General features: G+C 68.2%; 19 protein-coding genes. 10 read left to right on the top strand and 9 right to left on the bottom strand.

Annotation, left to right across the window (positions count from 1 at the left end; all coding sequences use genetic code 11):
• The first annotated feature begins 320 nt into the window (after positions 1-320).
• Entirely contained in the window at positions 321-1436 is a 1116-nt protein-coding gene (locus ACIBO2_RS28630; protein ID WP_358557507.1) for a branched-chain amino acid aminotransferase, read from the top strand.
• Positions 1437-1798: 362 nt separating this feature from the next.
• Here the strand turns inward: ACIBO2_RS28630 and ACIBO2_RS28625 are convergent, their stop codons facing one another.
• Together ACIBO2_RS28625 and ACIBO2_RS28620 are read right to left on the bottom strand one after the other, a co-directional pair.
• Positions 1799-2179, bottom strand: a complete 381-nt coding sequence (locus ACIBO2_RS28625) for a hypothetical protein (protein WP_358557504.1) — start codon at positions 2177-2179, stop codon at positions 1799-1801.
• Between the two features lie 7 nt (positions 2180-2186).
• Positions 2187-3497: a helix-turn-helix transcriptional regulator gene (locus tag ACIBO2_RS28620; protein WP_397300678.1), complete on the bottom strand. Its 1311-nt coding sequence runs from the start codon at positions 3495-3497 to the stop codon at positions 2187-2189.
• Between the two features lie 86 nt (positions 3498-3583).
• Between ACIBO2_RS28620 and ACIBO2_RS28615 the strand changes: the two genes are divergently transcribed.
• The 4 genes from ACIBO2_RS28615 (at position 3584) to ACIBO2_RS28600 (ending at position 4941) form a co-directional block, all read left to right on the top strand.
• Positions 3584-3913, top strand: a complete 330-nt coding sequence (locus tag ACIBO2_RS28615; protein WP_358557498.1) for a hypothetical protein — start codon at positions 3584-3586, stop codon at positions 3911-3913.
• Complete coding sequence (locus ACIBO2_RS28610; RefSeq protein ID WP_358557495.1) at positions 3913-4092, top strand: GTP cyclohydrolase I; 180 nt, start codon at positions 3913-3915, stop codon at positions 4090-4092. The genes ACIBO2_RS28615 and ACIBO2_RS28610 overlap by 1 nt, the downstream gene beginning before the upstream one ends.
• Positions 4093-4285: 193 nt before the next feature.
• Positions 4286-4570 (top strand): hypothetical protein, encoded by a 285-nt coding sequence (locus tag ACIBO2_RS28605; RefSeq protein ID WP_358557492.1) that lies wholly within the window; start codon positions 4286-4288, stop codon positions 4568-4570.
• Positions 4571-4737: 167 nt separating this feature from the next.
• Positions 4738-4941, top strand: a complete 204-nt coding sequence (locus ACIBO2_RS28600; protein WP_358557490.1) for a tyrosine-type recombinase/integrase — start codon at positions 4738-4740, stop codon at positions 4939-4941.
• 456 nt (positions 4942-5397) lie between these two features.
• Here the strand turns inward: ACIBO2_RS28600 and ACIBO2_RS28595 are convergent, their stop codons facing one another.
• The 3 genes from ACIBO2_RS28595 to ACIBO2_RS28585 all read right to left on the bottom strand — a co-directional run bounded on the left by ACIBO2_RS28595 (position 5398) and on the right by ACIBO2_RS28585 (position 7421).
• The gene (locus ACIBO2_RS28595) at positions 5398-6315 is read right to left on the bottom strand and encodes an NADP-dependent oxidoreductase (protein ID WP_358557487.1); all 918 of its coding nucleotides are present in this window, start codon (positions 6313-6315) and stop codon (positions 5398-5400) included.
• A 285-nt stretch (positions 6316-6600) separates the two neighbouring features.
• A complete protein-coding gene (locus tag ACIBO2_RS28590; protein ID WP_358557484.1) occupies positions 6601-7134 on the bottom strand; it encodes a phosphotransferase in 534 nt (177 codons plus the stop codon).
• Between the two features lie 41 nt (positions 7135-7175).
• Positions 7176-7421: a hypothetical protein gene (locus ACIBO2_RS28585; protein WP_358557481.1), complete on the bottom strand. Its 246-nt coding sequence runs from the start codon at positions 7419-7421 to the stop codon at positions 7176-7178.
• Between the two features lie 156 nt (positions 7422-7577).
• Between ACIBO2_RS28585 and ACIBO2_RS28580 the strand changes: the two genes are divergently transcribed.
• The gene (locus ACIBO2_RS28580) at positions 7578-8642 is read left to right on the top strand and encodes a protein kinase family protein (protein WP_358557478.1); all 1065 of its coding nucleotides are present in this window, start codon (positions 7578-7580) and stop codon (positions 8640-8642) included.
• 351 nt (positions 8643-8993) lie between these two features.
• Here the strand turns inward: ACIBO2_RS28580 and ACIBO2_RS28575 are convergent, their stop codons facing one another.
• The 4 genes from ACIBO2_RS28575 to ACIBO2_RS28560 all read right to left on the bottom strand — a co-directional run bounded on the left by ACIBO2_RS28575 (position 8994) and on the right by ACIBO2_RS28560 (position 12465).
• Entirely contained in the window at positions 8994-9185 is a 192-nt protein-coding gene (locus tag ACIBO2_RS28575; RefSeq protein ID WP_397300671.1) for a hypothetical protein, read from the bottom strand.
• Between the two features lie 5 nt (positions 9186-9190).
• Positions 9191-10096, bottom strand: coding sequence for a carbohydrate ABC transporter permease (locus tag ACIBO2_RS28570; protein WP_397300669.1), 906 nt, complete (start codon positions 10094-10096; stop codon positions 9191-9193).
• 78 nt (positions 10097-10174) lie between these two features.
• Positions 10175-11110, bottom strand: coding sequence for a carbohydrate ABC transporter permease (locus tag ACIBO2_RS28565; protein WP_397300666.1), 936 nt, complete (start codon positions 11108-11110; stop codon positions 10175-10177).
• Positions 11107-12465 carry an ABC transporter substrate-binding protein gene (locus ACIBO2_RS28560; protein WP_397300663.1) on the bottom strand — a complete coding sequence of 453 codons (1359 nt, stop codon included), beginning with the start codon at positions 12463-12465 and terminating at the stop codon, positions 11107-11109. The genes ACIBO2_RS28565 and ACIBO2_RS28560 overlap by 4 nt, the downstream gene beginning before the upstream one ends.
• 176 nt (positions 12466-12641) lie before the next feature.
• On the opposite strand from ACIBO2_RS28560, the gene ACIBO2_RS28555 reads away from it, so the two are divergent.
• The 4 genes from ACIBO2_RS28555 to ACIBO2_RS28540 all read left to right on the top strand — a co-directional run bounded on the left by ACIBO2_RS28555 (position 12642) and on the right by ACIBO2_RS28540 (position 16244).
• Positions 12642-13316 (top strand): GntR family transcriptional regulator, encoded by a 675-nt coding sequence (locus tag ACIBO2_RS28555; protein ID WP_358557467.1) that lies wholly within the window; start codon positions 12642-12644, stop codon positions 13314-13316.
• Positions 13303-14238, top strand: coding sequence for a dihydrodipicolinate synthase family protein (locus ACIBO2_RS28550; RefSeq protein ID WP_358557464.1), 936 nt, complete (start codon positions 13303-13305; stop codon positions 14236-14238). The genes ACIBO2_RS28555 and ACIBO2_RS28550 overlap by 14 nt, the downstream gene beginning before the upstream one ends.
• Positions 14235-15371 carry a mandelate racemase/muconate lactonizing enzyme family protein gene (locus ACIBO2_RS28545; RefSeq protein ID WP_358557461.1) on the top strand — a complete coding sequence of 379 codons (1137 nt, stop codon included), beginning with the start codon at positions 14235-14237 and terminating at the stop codon, positions 15369-15371. The genes ACIBO2_RS28550 and ACIBO2_RS28545 overlap by 4 nt, the downstream gene beginning before the upstream one ends.
• A 153-nt stretch (positions 15372-15524) precedes the next feature.
• Positions 15525-16244, top strand: a complete 720-nt coding sequence (locus tag ACIBO2_RS28540) for a DUF4429 domain-containing protein (protein ID WP_225294783.1) — start codon at positions 15525-15527, stop codon at positions 16242-16244.
• Positions 16245-16259 lie beyond the last annotated feature (15 nt).

Here is a 16259-nt window from a genome sequence, read left to right as displayed (position 1 = left end):
ACAGCTCGACCGCAATGTCGAACTGGTTGCCGTGCCGTTCTCCTTCGTCGATGCCATTCACCCCGGCATCCAGTGGGTCTACGCTGTACGCACGGGCAACGGGCAGTTGCTTGCACGTGGTTTTGGAAGATCTCGACCCCTGCCTGTTACCGGGCTGCACCACCGCCGAGACGCGCGAGCGGTTCTTCATCGAGTTCGGCCGCGCCCTGCGCAGGCTCCTCGACGGCCCGCATCCCTGGCCCGTAGCCAGTCCTCCGAAACCTGTTCCGCACCCGCTGACCGCGCACCACGGTGAGCACTCGCCCGTTAGGGAAACCCAGATGCCCCTCACGCTCCCGCAGTTCACCATCAAACCGCATCCTCACCTGCGCCCTGATGCCGAGCGGCAGCAGATTCTGGCCGCGCCCGGCTTCGGCCGGTACATGACAGATCACATGGTCACCATCAAGTGGACCGGCGAGGCGGGCTGGCATGACGCCGCACTGGGCCCCTACGCCCCGCTGACCATCGACCCGGCCGCCACAGGGCTGCACTACGGCCAGTCGATCTTCGAGGGGCTCAAGGCGTACCGGCAGCCGGACGGTACGGTCGCGCTGTTCCGGCCCGAGGCCAACGCGCACCGCTTCCAGGCGAGCGCCCGCCGGATGGCCATGCCGGAGTTACCCGTCGAGCTGTTCATGAAGGCATGTGAGCTGCTCGTGAGTCAGGATCGGTGCTGGGTTCCCGACGCCGCTGAGCACTCTCTGTATCTGCGGCCGCTGATGTTCGCCACGGAGAGCACGCTCAGCGTCCGGCCCTCGGCCGAGTACCTGTTCCTGCTCATCGCCTCCCCGGCCGGGTCGTTCTTCCCCGACGGCATCAGACCCCTGTCGGTGTGGATCGCCGAGGACTATGTACGAGCCGCCCCGGGTGGCACCGGCGCCGCCAAGTTCGCCGGGAACTACGCCGCCGCATTCCTCGCCCAGAACGACGCCGCCGAGCACGGCTGCGACCAGGTGGTCTGGCTCGATGCGGTCGAGCGGCGCTGGATCGAGGAAGTGGGCGCCATGAACCTCTTCTTCGTACGCGGCCACGGCCCTGCCGCCGAGATCACCACCCCCGCCCTCACCGGCTCACTCCTGCCTGGGATCACCCGCGACTGCGTCCTCACCCTCGCCCGCGACCTCGGCCACCCCGTCAGCGAGAGCCGCATCAGCCTGGAGGAGTGGCAGACGGGCGCGGCGGACGGCTCGATCACCGAAGTCTTCGGCTGCGGCACCGCCGCTGTCATCACCCCCGTCGGCCGGGCCCGCACACGCACCACCGCCTGGCAGATGGCAGACGGCCGGCCCGGTCCCCTCACCCTCCGGTTGCGCGAGAAGCTCATGGCCGTACAGACCGGCCGTGCCCCCGACTCGCACGGCTGGGTGCACCATCCGCGCACGACAGCGCACTGACCTGCGCGAAGGACGCCATTCCCTGGGGTGGGCTCCCATGTGTACGGCTCTGTCGCCGTCGGGGAGCGCCGTCCGGAGACGCGGTACGACTTCGACTTCGGCACGCTCGTGCTGCTGCGCCGGTTGGTGGAGCGGTACGCCGCGCGGCACGGCCTCAGCGGGCCGGACCTGTACCGGTTCGTTGGTGGCGGTCAACGAGATCACCACCAACGCGGTGCGCCATGGCGGCGAGCGCGGGCGGCTCAGCCTGTGGCAGGCCCGGCAGTGGGTCAACCGGCTGACCATCGAGAGCGACGCCAACGGCACCACCGTCACCCTGGAGGCCACGCCCCCGCAGCCGGACCATCCCCGAGCAAGCTGCTTTAGCGATGCGCAGCGTCCTCTTCGATACGTTGAAAAATATCCGCGTCGGTCTCACGCTGCCACTCGGGAAGGTCCTCCCAATCGGCCACATAGGACGGCTTCGGAGTTTCAATGTGCTTATGGATTTGAGCGATCCAGCACAGGGCCACGAAGCGGCCTCTCTGTTCGCGGGTCAGCTTCGCGGTGCTGCCAGCACTAACCTCGACGAAGGTCCGCACTTGGATGTAGACAGCGGCAGCGGCTCGGCGTTCCCACTCGGGCGTCTCCTCCCACGGAGCGACGTAGGAAGACTTGGGCTCGCCTGGGTAGTGCTTGTTCACCCCGGCGATCCATGCTTCGCGGAAGGCGCGGCCCTGCTCGTCCGTCGCAGTCTGCATCATGGTCCTCTCAGTGTTGGGCGGGGGCCGACAGACGGGTGATGCGATCGTTCAACTGGACAACCCGCTTGTCGGCGAGAAGGGGTTGGAGCTGCTTTTGGATGCCGTGGAGCTTGCGGCCGACGTATCCGGCGGATTGCGTCTGCTCGGCCACGTCCACGGCGTGCCCCGCGTGGTGCAGGAATTGATCCATGTTGCGGCGTTGGATGCCGAGGGCTGCCAAGTCGGTGAGGAGGCTGCCACGGCGCCGGAGCGAGGTGGCCTGGTTGAGTGCCGCGAGGAGTGATGCCTCGGCGAGGTCCGTCTGGCCGAGAGTGAGGTAGCAGGTACCGCGTTCCTCAGCCAGGCGGGAGCCGTCGAAGCGGAGCCAACCTCCAGGGCTGACGGGACCTGCGAGGTCGAGAACCTGGTCGGCGGTGTCGAGGGCGCGTTCACAGGCTGCTCGGTCGCCGTCTCTGGCAAATGCCTCGGCCTGTACGGCGGCGACCCAGTGCCGCGTGGACAGCTGGCTGTCGCCCTGCTCGGCGATGCGGGCAGCCGCCGAGAGCACCGCAGTGGCCTCGGGGTATTCATGGTCGTACATGTTGACGAACGCCTGGCGAGTGAGAGCGCAGGCCCAGCGGTCGTAGCAGCGAGCTTCGCGGCCGGCGGTCACGGCCATGGTGTAGCAGTAGGTGGCGTCGGTGTAGCGGTTGCTGTCGAAGCAGATCTCTCCCGCAAGCTGGAAAAGGTCACAGGCCAAGACGCACAGTTGCTGGCGGGCTCGTGCTGAATGGGCCTGGTCCAGTTGCTTGACGAGAAGCTTGAGCTGGTCATGGACCAGTGGGTAGACCAGGCGCTTCGACTTGGACAAGGCGAAGACCTGCCAGAGGTGGCTGCTGAGCAGCGCATGCTGTTCTAGGTCATCGGCTTCGTCGGATTGGCCGGCCCAATCCTGGATGTCGGCGTTGGCCAGCGAGGGAAGCACCATGAGCGTGCCCGCGATGCTCAGCAGGCGGAGGAGTTCGCGACGGTACATGTCGTCAGCTTCACCCGTCGGCTGGGGTTCAGTCACGACCTGGCCTATGACGACCGGTGCCGAGGTGGAGGCGAGAGAAGGCTTCTCGGGTTCTTCACAAAGAACCAGGAGGTGATCCAACTCGTCCGCGGTGACCTTCAGAAGATCGCAGATCTTGGGCCGGATGTACGGGCAGGGCTCGGTCTTCCCCAGTTCCCACCGTCCCGCGGTGGTCCGGTCGATCCCAAGCTGATCAGCGAAGAATTCCTGACTGTAGCCGAGCGCCTTCCTTCGATCGGCGAGGCGTCTGCGTTTGCCAGCCACAGCGCACCTCCGCCCACATGTGGTCCCGTCAAGGGCAGCGTACGGGACGTGCCCACTCAGCGGCTGCGATGCCGCATAGGTGCCGCATGGATGCGTCACTGATGCCGTGGCCTGCGCCGTTGCCGCGCGATTGGCTAAGGGTGCTCGCCGGGACTTCGATCGGAGGAGATCAGGTGCTCATCGCACACCCCGAAAGCAATCGCCTGCCCGCAGACCTGTTCCCGGGATCGCCAGGCATCGACGTGGAAGCGGCTGAACGAGCCGCCGCTGCCCTCCTCGCGGCCATCGGCGTGAGCGGTGACAGCGAGGCCACTGACCGAACGCCGGCCCGGATGCTGGCGGGCTGGCGGAACTGCTCGGCTGTCCAGCGTGGGAATTCACTACTTTCCCCAATCGGGAAGGGCAGCACGAGCTGATGCTGGCCCGTGATGCGCCGTTCTCCTCGCTGTGTGCGCACCATCTGCTTCCGTTCTTGGGGGTAGCGCACGTGGGGGCACTTCCCGGCCAGCGAATCGTCGCCGGCTTGTCGGTGGACTTGTCATCAAGCAACCACGGTACGTTACGCGGCTTCCCGGCCACAGAGAACGCCGGATGAACGGGGGGATGTCGACGGTGATCCGGCCAGACGAGACAAGCAAGACGTCGCCCTGCCCTGCTGGCCGGGGTCGGGGGATCAAGCTGCGCAACTCGCGCCGGGCGCTCCTCATCGGCGACGGAGATCAGAGCACAGGTGGGGAGCGGAAGTGTCTCGACTGCCTCGGAAGCGGCCGGGCCGAAAGGAGCGGGAGATGAATCCGATCATGCTGGCGGCGGTGTCTGGCTTTCCGCAGGGCCAGGAGGAGGGTGAGCTGCTCATGCGGTTGCGCGACGCGCTCACGAGGCTCGGCGTCAATGCCGACCTGCGGGACAACAACAGCGCGCTTCTGGTGCGCAAGCCTGAACCGGGGCTGCCGGTGTGGGTGTTCATCGGGTACGGCGGCGCGTACTTCTCCTGGCAGAGCGCTGAGAAGCGGCATCCGGTCGATGACGTGGAGGGTGCGGCGAACGTCTTGGCGGAGTACATCGCCAAGTAACAGGCGGGCGCGGCGGGGCGGTGAGTCCCCGTTCGGAGGGGGACGGGGCAGGTCCTTCCCCGTCTCGTCGCGCCTCATCGTCCGGCAGGTAGTCGAGTCCACGCCCCTGGAAGGGTCGCCCCGCCCCTCCGCGGCTGCCTGCCGGGCCTTCTCCTGCTTGTCCGCGCGTGGCCGAGGTGGACAAGGACGCCCGCGTCCACGACGCACGCCATACCGCCGCGACACTCCTCATCGAACGGGGCATGGACATCAGCGTCGTTCAAGAAATTCTCAGCCGCCCACAACTGACCACGACCAAGACCTACACCCACATCATGGCGACGCTCCCCACCGAAGCAGCAGTTCGCATGGGCCACGCACTCTGGACCTAACTGCAACTCGAAATGCAACCGGGCGGACTTTCTGATCACAACGATCGGGGAGTCCGCCCATGTCATTGACGGTGAGGCGCCCGGGGCTCGACCCGGAACCTCAGCCGCGAGGAATGGATCGCGGACATCCGGGCATCCGGGCCCGCACGGCGCTGTGGCGCCTGGTCGAGACGCTGGACCATCGAACAACTCCAGGCCGAGGGCGAGACCCGCGCCGCGCTGGTCGAAGATCTCGCCACCGACGCGAGTAGCTGTGTTACGAGTTCCTCGGCGCTCAGCCGCAGCTGGAGCTCTACGCCGCGGTTGCGCGAGGCGATCGCCGCCGTCCTCGGGAAGCGCGGCCAGGTCGCTCTGGTGCGCACTGAGCGGCCCCACAGACGTCGTCGTCGGGTCAGGTGCCGATCGCGCGTCAGTAGAGTGTCAGCGTGACGGCGCTGTCGGCCTATTCCAGGGCGCTCAGGAGCGTACGCGAATGACGGTCTTGCCCTTGCGCCGCTCGGTCGGGTTGAGCGCGGGGATGGCGTCGTCGAGGGTGGCCACTGTTCCGATGTGAGTGCGAAGGCGCCCGTCTCGCACCCGGTCGACGATCTCCACCAGCTGACTAGGAACGGACTCGACGACGAAGTCGACCGCCAAGCCGTCGACAGGGCGAGCCTCAACAGATCCGACCACCGACACCAGCGTCCCGCCAGGCCGGATGATGCTCGCCGAGCGCCTTTGGATATCACCGCCGATGACATCGAAGACCAGGTCGACCCCGCCGATGTCGTCGAGATCCTCGTGGTCGAGGTCGAGGAACTCGTTCGCGCCGAAGTCGAGCGCCGCCTGGCGGTCCGCCGCCCGACCGGTACCGATGACGTAGGCGCCGAACTCCCGGGCGAGCTGCGTCACCATAGATCCGACCGCGCCGGCGGCGCCGTGTGCGAGGACGCTCTGCCCCGCCTGAAGACGACCGTGCTGGAACAGGCCCTGCCACGCGGTCAGGCCGGAGATCGGCAGACTCGCACCCACCGTGAAGTCGACGTTCCCCGGCAGCGGCGCAAGGTTGCGTGCCTCCACGGCCGCGTACTCGGCCAGCGTTCCATCGCGGTGCCAGTCCGTGATCCCGAACACCCGCTGTCCCAGCGAGAGTCCCGTCGTGCCGTAGCCGAGGGAGGAGACCACTCCGGCGAACTCGTGGCCGATGATCGCCTGGGCACGATCGTGACCGGAGCGATCGACCCACGTCGAGGGCCACTCCCACTCCGCGGGGACGAAGCCCGACGCGTGGACTTCAACGACGACGTCGTTGATCGCCGGCGTCGGCTCAGGCCGCTCCGCGAGTGTGATCCCGGCTGCTTCCGCGGTCTGATCCATCACGACGATTGCCTTCATGGGTGCCCCCGAATATCTTGTGCTCGCCAGCTCTGTGCGCCTATTTTCGGGCCTGCTAGCCCACTAGCGGCAGTCAACACGACGCAGTAACGGATCTGGGCCAAGGAGCCGAGCCTGGTCATTGACCTCCTGGCGGTCGAAGGCCGCGCCGTCCCAGCGGCTGGCGCCCAGCAGTTCCCCGGGGGGTTGAGGAACAGCGGGACGGCCTATAGCGGTTCGGGTGAGTAATCGCGCGCTGGCCCCTCGCGGGAGACAGCGGAGTTTGGTGGTGGGGGTCGCCGTCGTCTACCGGACGGTGCCGACATCTGGCTTCGCGCCGTCCCCCGCCCATCGCGATCTTAGCCAGCTCATCGTGGCGCGTCTGGAATGCTCTCGCCGTTTGCGCAGGTGGGGTGCGTGGTCGGGGCTGGGTAGCGTGGCCGTGTGGGTCCAGTAGCTGCCGAGCGCCACGAGGAAGGCGTTCACCCGCAGGGGATCGGCGTTGCGTCCGGCCGGACTAGCGAGGAAGATCTTTTGCGGATCGCGCGCCCCGAGGTCCGACTCCATCAGCAGGCATACGAGGTCCACCCACGCGGGGCCGGTGCACGCGCGCGACCGGTCGACCAGGCGGGCGGTGCGGTGATCGTCGATGAGGATGTTGTCGAACCTGGGGTCGAAGTGCAGCAACGTCTCCCCGACGACGAGTTCGTCCCAGTGGAGCTCGAGGTCGGCGAGCAGGCGCAGGTGCTCGCGTTCCCACCTGCCGAGCGCGGCGGTGGACACGATGTCGTGCGTGCCGTCGCGCTCGAGCGCCCGCCATGTCTCGCAACGCCCTTCCATGCGCGCGGCGACGGTGGGGACGCCCGTGACCGGCGACGGCGTCAGCGCCTTCGCCGCCGCGCAGAGACGCCGATCTCGGACCGGTGGTCGTCGACGGCGTCCGGGCTCGACTGGATCGCCTTGACGAAGACCTTCTCGCCGTTGGCGAGGGTGGCCAAGCCCACGATCCCCCATGAGAAGCCGCCTTTTCGGTCCTCGACCTCTCGCACCGGGGACCCTAGGTGCCGCTCGACCTCGTCTCTGAGCGCGGGGGGAGTCTCCGCCCACGCCCGCCGTGCCGTTCGCATGTCTCCAGCCAACCAGTGATCCCACCCGCCGATCGCGCCGTTTTCAGCTCGCGTTAACGCCGCTGGCCGTTCCGTTCTCGATCAAGCCCCGAATAGGGCCGATCTTGCCGATAGCTCGCTAACACCCCGGCGGGGAAGACTCAGGAGCCACCACTGATGCCCAACTCGGACTCGCAGTACGCCGCGCGCCTGGCCGCCTACGGGGCGGTCTCTACCCAACTGTCACTGCTGAGCGACCGCCGACTCAGCCAGGCCGTGGCGGAAGCCCGCGGGCTCGGGTCCGGCATCGGCGGCAGGTCGGCGGAGATGGACGTCAGCGGGAGGCGGGTCTTCATCAAGCGGATCCCGCTGACCGACGTCGAGTTGCGGCCTGAGAATGTGCGCTCGACGGCGAATCTGTTCGGGCTGCCGCTGTTCTACCAGTACGGGGTGGGGTCGGCCGGGTTCGGAGGCTGGCGTGAGCTGGCCGTCCACATCATGACCACCAACTGGGTCCTCGGACGGGAGTATGAGGGCTTTCCCCTGATGTACCACTGGCGGGTTCTACCCGACTCCCGGCCCGAAGGGTTCGCCGACGAGTTCGGTGGCATCGATGGGGCGGTCGCGCATTGGGAGGGCTCGCCGGCCGTCCGTGAACGCCTGGAGGCCGTCGGCCGCTCAACATGCAGTCTCGTGCTCTTCTTGGAACACCTGCCGCAGACGCTTGCCGCCTGGCTGGCCGACTCGCCCCAGGCCCCGCTGGGTCAAGGAGGAGGATCGCCGTACCGTTGGGTGGAGGAGGCTCTGGTACGCGGAACCGCCTTCATGAGCTCTCGCGGGCTCGTCCACTTCGACGCCCATTTCGTCAACATCTTGACCGACGGCCAGCGGCTCTACTTCGCCGACTTCGGGCTCGCCCTGAGCTCCGGCTTCGAGCTCAGCGCGGCCGAGCGGGCGTTCCTGTCCGAGCATCTCGACTACGACCACTGCTACACAACGGGCCATCTGCTGCACCACCACCTGCTCGACGACCTGCGCGGCGACCTCGACCAGCGGGCGTTCCTGCGGGAATGGATCGCAGGGCGACAGCCCGACGACGTCCCGCCCGCGACGACCGCGATCATCGACCGGCACGCCCCGGCGGCCGTCATCTTGAACGAGTTCCACCACCGCCTACTCAACACGAGCAAGCGGACGCCGTTCCCGTCCGCCGAGATCAAGCACGCCAGGCACGCCACCTGAGACGCTACCGGGCGAGCCGTGGTTGCCCCTGAAGCTTCTCCGGCCCAGCTCCCCCCGTAGCTGGGCCGGGCGCAGCGGCCGCCAGCCGTCACTCAGTTTGGGCAGCCCACGCCGCCTCGCACAACGCGCCGACGGCGCGCGATGGCGAGGTCATCGCGTACAAATACGTATGAGGTTCTGTCTTATCTGACTTGGTATGTCCGTGTCCGTGTCCTGCGCTGGCGCGCGTGCCTCAGCGTCAGTGATTTCTCATCCGGCGTGTTGTGGCACGTGAGTTTGCTCGATACCTGACGCATGTGCTCGGGTTGCCCATGATGCATTCTGTGGAGGTTGCGAACGCAGATCTGAGGGCTATTCCTCGCTGGAGAACCGCTCCCACGCGGACTGCCGGGTGATCTGGAGGGCGGCGCCGATGCGCGCCCAGGTCACCCTCAGCTCGCGCAAGATGGTGACCAGCCGCTGGAGGCTCGCCTCGGTCCGCGCGGCGATTCCCGGCCCGGCCGGGGTGGCGGGCGGATGTGGGATCCACAGCGAACCGCGCACCGGCGTCAGCCCTTGACCGCGCCGGCGCTCAACCCCTGGATGAGAAAGCGCTGCACGTACGCGAACAGCACGACGACGGGCGCGACGGCGATCAGACCCCCGGCGGCGAGAGCACCGAAGTCGCTGCCGAACTCGCCCAGCAGATAGCTCAACCCGACCGGCACGGTGAACCGATCCTGCGAACTGATGAACATGATGGCGAACAGGAAGTTGTTCCACGCGCTGATGAACGCGAAGGACCCGACTGCGACGATCCCGGGCTTGAGCAGCGGCAGGACGACCGCGCAGAACGCGCGGATCCGGCCGCACCCGTCCACCTGAGCCGCCTCCTCCAGGGAGACCGGCACATTTCTGATGAAGCCCGCCATGAGAACGAGGGAGAGCGGCAGGTGGAAGACGGTGTCGGCGATGATCAGGCTCCACAGGCTGTTCGTCAGATAGAGCCCGTTGAAGATCTGGAAGAGCGGGATGAGCATCATGGCGCCCGGGATGAACTGCGTGCACAGCATGATGACCAGGAAGACGTTCTTGCCGCGGAAGGTGAGGCGGGCGAGCGCGTACCCGCCGAGCATGCCGATCACCGTCGACACGACGAGGCTGGCGACCGCGACGGCGATGCTGTTGCGGAAGTAGACGCCGAAGCCCGAGCCCTCCCAGACCCTGCTGAAGTTCTCCAGGGTGATGGGCCACGGCACGAGGGCCGTGGAACCCGTCGGCCGGAAGGCGAACAGCACCATCCAGTACAACGGGACGAGCGTGAAAAGCAGGAACAACGTCAGAGGCAACCACAGCATCAGGCGGTCGCCCATCGAGCGCCGTCGCTTGCGGGCCGCGTGCGCGCCGGTCGGGTCCCGCCGGGTCGGTGGTTCCGCCGGGACTCGCCCGACGTCGTCACGGGTGGCGAGGCTCACTTGCCCTCCTTGGGATCGCCGGAGCTGGTGCGGAGGCTCACTTGCCCTCCTTGGGATCGCCGGAGCTGATGCGGAGGCTCACTTGCCCTCCTTCGAATCGCCGTTGCTGATGCGCAGGTAGACCATGGACGCGAAGGTCAGCAGCAGGAACGCCGTGACGGTGAGCGCGGAGCCGTAGCCGAAGTCCTGGTCGTGGATGGCGGTCTGGGCCACGTAGAGCGGCAGCGTGGTCGTCGAACCCGCCGGGCCGCCGGCGGTCATCGTGTACAGCAGGTCGACGTTGTTGAACTCCCACACCGCCCGCAGCAGCGTGGCGATGACCACGGCCTTGCGGATGTGCGGCCAGGTCACCGACGAGAACCGGCGCAGCGGCCCGGCGCCGTCGACGTTCGCGGCCTCGTACAGATCCAGCGGCACCGACTGCAGGTCGGCGAGGATGAGGATGGCGAAGAACGGGATGCCCTTCCACAGCTCGGCGATGACCAGGGCCCAGAAGGTCGTGCCGGGCTCCGACAGCAGGGAGGTCCCGTACTCGCCGATGCCCATGGACGCCAGGTAGTGCCCGATCCCGGTGGTGGGGTTGTAGAGCAGGATCCAGATCGTCGTCGTGAGGATGCCCGACACCGCCCATGGGCTGAAGGCCAGGGCGCGGGCCAGCCCGCGGCCCACGAAGGTGCGGTTCAGCACCAGCGCCAGCGCCAGGCCGAACACGAACTGCAGCCCCACCTCCACGAACACCCACTGGGCGGTGAAGCGCAGGCTGCGCCAGAACACCTCGTCGGCCAGCAGTGCCCGGTAGTTGTCCAGGCCGGCGAACCCGTCGTCGAGGGGCCGGGTGAGATTGTGGTGGCGCAGGCTCTCCCAGAAGACGCTGAGCACGGGATAGAACAGGAAGACCAGCACCAGCACGACGGCCGGCGCGATCAGCAGGTACGCGTGCCCGGCCCGGGACCCGGTGGAGCGGCGGCGCGCCGCGAGTGGGCGGCGCACCGGTTCGGCGGTCGTGGAGCTCATCCGTGCTCCTTGTCGTACTTGCGCTTGGCCGTGGTCAGGGCCGCGGCCGCGGCGGTGAGGAAGTCACGGGGTGTCAGGCTGCCCTGCAGCACCTTCTGCCACTCCGGAAGCAGGTCCGTGACGGTGATGGAGGAGAATTCCGGCAGGTAGTAGGGCTGTTCCAGGGTCACGACGCCGGGCTTCGCGGCGGCGTCCAGCGCGGCCTTCATGGCGGCGTTCTCGGTCACCCACTTCTCTTTCGCGACCGTCTTGTTGCCCGGGAGGTATCCGGACTTCTGGGCCCAGAAGCTGTTGCCCTCGGGCTCCATCGTGTAGGCGAGGAACTTCCAGGCCTCCTCCTGGTGCTCGCTCTTCTGGAACATCGCGAACCCGGTCGTCATCCAGCCGGTCAGCACCTGGTTGTCCGGCCCGGGGAAGGGGGCGACGGCGCCGACCTTCTCGGCTCCCAGGGCGGCGACGTGGTTGGGGTAGGAGCCGATGCTGTGGCTCAACATGGCCGCGCCGCCGTTGCCGAACTGGGCCACCATGGTCTTGAAGTCGGCGGTCAGATCACTGCGCGCGGTCTGCTTGCCGAACAGGGCCACGTACTTCTCGCAGGCGGCGATCACCGCGGGGTCGTCCAGCGTGGAGGAGCCGTCCTCGCGGAAGAACGTGCTCACGCCCGCGCGTGGATAGACCATCTGCACGAGCTGGCCGAAGAAGCCGTTGCCGCCGCGCAGCGTGTAGCCGAAGCGGCCGGAGGAGGCGTCGGTGAGGCGGCTCGCGGCCGCGTCGAAGTCCGCCCAGGTGGTCGGCGGCTTCAGCCCGGCCTCCTTGAACCAGTCGGCGCGATAGTAGATCACGTCGGCGAGGCTGGTGGTGGGCGTCAGGTAGAGCTTGCCGTCAGGAGCGGCGGCCCGGGAGGACTTGAGCATCTGCTCGGAGATCTGCTGTTCGAGGCCGGCCTCCTTCAGGCGTTCGTCCAGGGGGGCGAGCGCGTTCTGGGCCACCAGGGCCGCGAGGTCGGACGCCTTCGGGGTGAGCAGGTCGGGTGTGGAGCGCGTGGCGATCGCGGTGTTGATCTTCTGCATGTACTGGTCAGTGGGCAGGCCCAGGTAGTTGATGCGGATGCCGGGGTTCTTGGCCTCGAACATCGAGATCAGCTTCTTAAGGTTGGCCGTGCGCTCCGGGCGGGTGTCGGTGTCCCACAGCTGCAGCGTGACGGCGCCGCCGCTGCCGCCGCCTGAGCCGCCGCACGCGCTCACCGCGGACGCCAGGCCCATGGCGACGCCGGCCTGTGCCGCCGTCCGGATGAAGCCGCGCCGGGACAAGGCGTGCCGGCCGAGGACCTCGGCCGGATGCTGCTGACGGGTCATGGGTCTTTCCTCTCGTTCACCAAGAACTGCGCTCCGCTGTGCGGTTGCCATACGGTACATGAGATATGAGATTTAGGGTATGGTCGGTTCTATACAACGGGCCATGTGCCCCCCGATCCCCGGACGGCGAGACGGAGCGCCGGTTACGGTGGTCGACGACAAGTGAAGGAGTGCGGGTGAGTGAGACAGCGTTGGGCGCGATCAAAGCGTCTTCCAGGACGGCTCTCGTCCTCGAAGCGCTGCGTCGCGGCATTCTGAGCGGCGAGCTGCCGGCCGGGCGGTCCCTCGTGGAGGTGGAGCTCGCCAGCCGTTTCGGTGTCTCCAAGACTCCGGTGCGCGAGGCGCTCAAGACGCTCAGCGGCGCCGGCCTGGTCACCATCAGCGAATACACCGGGGTGACGGTCCGCAAGGTCGACGAGCGCCTCACCCGAAGCGTGTTCGACGCCCGGTGCCTGATCGAGCCGGCCGCGGTGCGGCGAAGCGTCGAGGCGGGACTGCGCGACGGCGGCCGGCTCGCCCGCGAGGCCCTGCGCAAGTCGGACGAGGCCACGGACGAGGTGACCCGCAGCCTCGCCAATCGCGACTTCCACCGCGCCCTCTACGCCGACTGCGACAACGAGGTGCTGGTCGGCGTGCTCGACCAGCTGCGCGACCAGACGGCCCTCATCTCCGTCAACGTCTGGTCCCAGCGTCCCTCCTGGGAGGACGAGGCGCAGGAGCACCGGCAGATTCTCGAGGCGGCACTGAACGGGCAGGCCGACGAGGCGGCCCGGCTCGTGTCGCAGCACATCAGTGTGTTCCAGGAGCGGGCGCTCCAGCAGATCAAGGAGGCCGGCAATGAGGTTCGGTGAGCTCTCCCGGGCCCTGCGCGACGTCGTCGCCATCCCGGTCACGCCCTACGTCGGCGGCGTCCCCGACCTCGCGCTGTACCGTACGCTGCTGCGCCGCCTGGTCGACGCGGGCGTCAACGTGCTCACCCCGAACGGCAACACCGGCGAGTTCTACGCCCTGAGCGCCGAGGAGCGGCTTCAGCTGATCACGGCCGCCGCGGAGGCCGCGCGGGGAGAGGCGCACCTCCTGGCCGGGATCGGCCTCGACGTCGCCACCGCCGTCGAGGAGGCCCGCCACGCGGCGGCGCACGGCATCCGGATGGTCATGGTGCACCAGCCGGTGCACCCGCACGTGTCGGCCCAGGGCTGGCTCGACTACCACAGGGAGATCGCCGACGCGGTGCCGGACCTGGCCCTGGTCCTCTACCTGCGCAACGCCTGGGTGGACGGTCGGCTGCTGGCGCGGCTGGGCGACCTGTGCCCCAACGTGATCGCCGTGAAGTACGCCGTCACGGACGTGAACCGCTTCGCGCAGCTACGCGCGGAGACAGGCCCCGACCGGTTCGTCTGGATCGCCGGGCTGGCCGAACCGTACGCGCTGTCCTACGCCGTCCACGGGGCCGAGGGCTTCACCTCCGGTCTGGTGAACGTCAACCCCGCCTTCTCGCTCCGGCTCAGGGACGCCCTGCGCGAGGAGCGCTATCCGGCGGCGGAGCGGATGCTCCTCGACATCGCGCGGTTCGAGCACCTTCGCGCGGTCGACGGCGGAGCCAACAACGTCAGCGTCGTCAAGGAGGCGATGCACCAGCTCGGCCTGTGCGACCGCGCGGTCCGGGCGCCGAGCACCGTCCTCGGCGAACCCGAACGGCAGGAGGTCGCGCGGATCCTCACCGAGTGGGCGAAGGCCGACGACCTCGGGCCCCTGCCCGTGGCCGCGTCATGAGGATCAGCGGCCTGCGCTCGTTCGTGCAGCGCGTCGGCGAGCGTCCCCGGGTGCTGGTGCGCGTCGACACCGATGAGGGCGTCAGCGGCTGGGGCGAGGCCTACAACCACGGTCCCGACCTGGCCCTCGGCCCTCTGCTCGACTACCTCGGCGAGCAGATCAGGGGTGCGGACCCGCGGCGCGTGGAATACGTGTCCCAGCTCCTCCTGCGCACCGCCAGGTTCCCGCAGGGGGCGCTCGGGCTGGCGGCGATCGCCGCCATCGACCACGCGCTGTGGGACATCACCGCCAAGGCGCTCGGCGTGCCCGTCTACCAGGTGCTCGGTGGCGCCGTACGGGATCGGGTGCGCGTCTACTGCGGGCTCTACTCCGCGCCCGACCCCGACGAGTGCCGCCGCCAGGCCACCGAGCTGCATCGGAGCCACGGATTCAGCGCCTTCAAGCTGAGCCCGTTCCGTACGGACCTGCACGCCAGACGCTGGGGCCTCGTCGTCGCCGAGACGGCGGAATGGGCTCAGGAGGTCAGGCGGCGCTGCCCGGAGGAGTTCGACTTCGCCTTTGACGCGCACGCCAAGATCTTCGAGCCCTACCAGGCGGTTCAGCTCGGCAACGCCCTGGAGCCGATGGACCCGCTCTTCCTGGAGGAGCCGCTGCGCCCGGAGCACTTCGCCTCCTGGGGCTACCTGCGCCAGCAGTTGCGGGTGCCCCTGGCCACCGGGGAGAGCCTGTACTCTCCCCACGAGTTCCTGAACCTGCTCACCCACGGGGGCGCCGACATCGTCCAGCCGGACATCTGCGTGGTGGGCGGCATGTCCCAGATGCGGCGCATCGCGACCCTCGCCGAGACCTTCAACACCATGGTGGCGCCCCACAACCCGATGGGGCCACTGGCCACCGCGCACAACGTGCACTTCGCCGCGGCGTGCAGCAACTTCTCGATCCTGGAGTACAAGCCGGAGACGACGAGTTGGTGCCCGGACCCGTACGAGCCGGTCGACGGGCACCTGGAGCTGCGGCCCGACCGGCCCGGCTGGGGGGTCACCATCGACGAGGACGCCCTGGCGGAGGACGACTACGTGCACTGGGAACGCCGGGTTCCCGTCCGGCCGGACGGGTCCCTCGCGTTCTGCTGACATCGCGGGGCCCTGGAAGGTGCGGGGGGCGAGCGTCATCGGCGCATGCTGAACCCGAGGCGCGGGATCGATTTCGGCCCAGGCCCGGCCGGCTCGTCGCGGTGGCCGCCCGTCTGCGCAGCCGCCAGTGTTCGGGCACCTATCCTTGCTTGCATGGGTGACGTACTGAAGGGGCGAGGTTGCGCGTGGGAGTTCGAGGACGGGGGGCTGCGCATTACGCCTGAGCCGGGTAAGGCGTCGAAACTGAGCATGGAGCTCGGTGAGCGGTTCGTGCCGTACCACGCGTTGGCCGATGTCATGCTGGAGCCTGGTGCACGCGGCAGGGTGGTGTTGCGGGTGGTTCCCCGGGAGGGAGCCGATCCGGTCATGTCCGCGGCAACGGGGCAGCTCCAGGAGTCGCTCGATCCGTACCGGCTGGTGCTGCCCGCCGCCACGAAGACGCTGGCCGACCAGTATGCCGACGAGATGCGCGCGGCCCTGTCCGAGCGCGGTCCGGCTGAGCGGTTCCTGATCGCCGGTCCTTCGGTGCCGCGTAGTTTCAAGGCATGGGACGGTGAGGCCGCCTTCGACGGGCAGGCTGTCACCTTCACCTGGTTCTCGTCCGGAGCTTCCCCGGCCAAGTACACGGCAGGTGACCGGCGTTACCCGATCACCGAGATCGAGGGCGTCGAGTGGCATGCGCTGGAGGACGCTCGCGGGTCGTTGCGGCTGCGCATCCGTGGGCACCAGGCCCTCTCCAACCCCAACAACGATCCCGCTTCCGTGGTGTTCGGCATCGGCTGGGGAGCCACGCATCACTCCCTGCCCTTCGCCGCCGCCGTGCTGGCCGCCGTACAAGCTCCCATGATCGAACAGGTCGCGGCGGAAGGCTGAGCTGCCGCCGCAGCA

This window comes from Nonomuraea sp. NPDC050022, assembly GCF_044460705.1.
Classification (GTDB): domain Bacteria; phylum Actinomycetota; class Actinomycetes; order Streptosporangiales; family Streptosporangiaceae; genus Nonomuraea.
This window is presented reverse-complemented; position numbering and strand designations above follow the sequence as displayed.

Coding starts and splice junctions, on each gene's coding strand:
- ACIBO2_RS28630 (WP_358557507.1), top strand. CDS start 321: ATGCCCCTCACGCTCCCGCAGTTCACCATCAAACCGCATCCTCACCTG.
- ACIBO2_RS28625 (WP_358557504.1), bottom strand. CDS start 2,179: ATGATGCAGACTGCGACGGACGAGCAGGGCCGCGCCTTCCGCGAAGCA.
- ACIBO2_RS28615 (WP_358557498.1), top strand. CDS start 3,584: ATGGATGCGTCACTGATGCCGTGGCCTGCGCCGTTGCCGCGCGATTGG.
- ACIBO2_RS28610 (WP_358557495.1), top strand. CDS start 3,913: ATGCTGGCCCGTGATGCGCCGTTCTCCTCGCTGTGTGCGCACCATCTG.
- ACIBO2_RS28605 (WP_358557492.1), top strand. CDS start 4,286: ATGAATCCGATCATGCTGGCGGCGGTGTCTGGCTTTCCGCAGGGCCAG.
- ACIBO2_RS28595 (WP_358557487.1), bottom strand. CDS start 6,315: ATGAAGGCAATCGTCGTGATGGATCAGACCGCGGAAGCAGCCGGGATC.
- ACIBO2_RS28590 (WP_358557484.1), bottom strand. CDS start 7,134: ATGGAAGGGCGTTGCGAGACATGGCGGGCGCTCGAGCGCGACGGCACG.
- ACIBO2_RS28585 (WP_358557481.1), bottom strand. CDS start 7,421: ATGCGAACGGCACGGCGGGCGTGGGCGGAGACTCCCCCCGCGCTCAGA.
- ACIBO2_RS28580 (WP_358557478.1), top strand. CDS start 7,578: ATGCCCAACTCGGACTCGCAGTACGCCGCGCGCCTGGCCGCCTACGGG.
- ACIBO2_RS28565 (WP_397300666.1), bottom strand. CDS start 11,110: ATGAGCTCCACGACCGCCGAACCGGTGCGCCGCCCACTCGCGGCGCGC.
- ACIBO2_RS28560 (WP_397300663.1), bottom strand. CDS start 12,465: ATGACCCGTCAGCAGCATCCGGCCGAGGTCCTCGGCCGGCACGCCTTG.
- ACIBO2_RS28550 (WP_358557464.1), top strand. CDS start 13,303: ATGAGGTTCGGTGAGCTCTCCCGGGCCCTGCGCGACGTCGTCGCCATC.
- ACIBO2_RS28545 (WP_358557461.1), top strand. CDS start 14,235: ATGAGGATCAGCGGCCTGCGCTCGTTCGTGCAGCGCGTCGGCGAGCGT.
- ACIBO2_RS28540 (WP_225294783.1), top strand. CDS start 15,525: ATGGGTGACGTACTGAAGGGGCGAGGTTGCGCGTGGGAGTTCGAGGAC.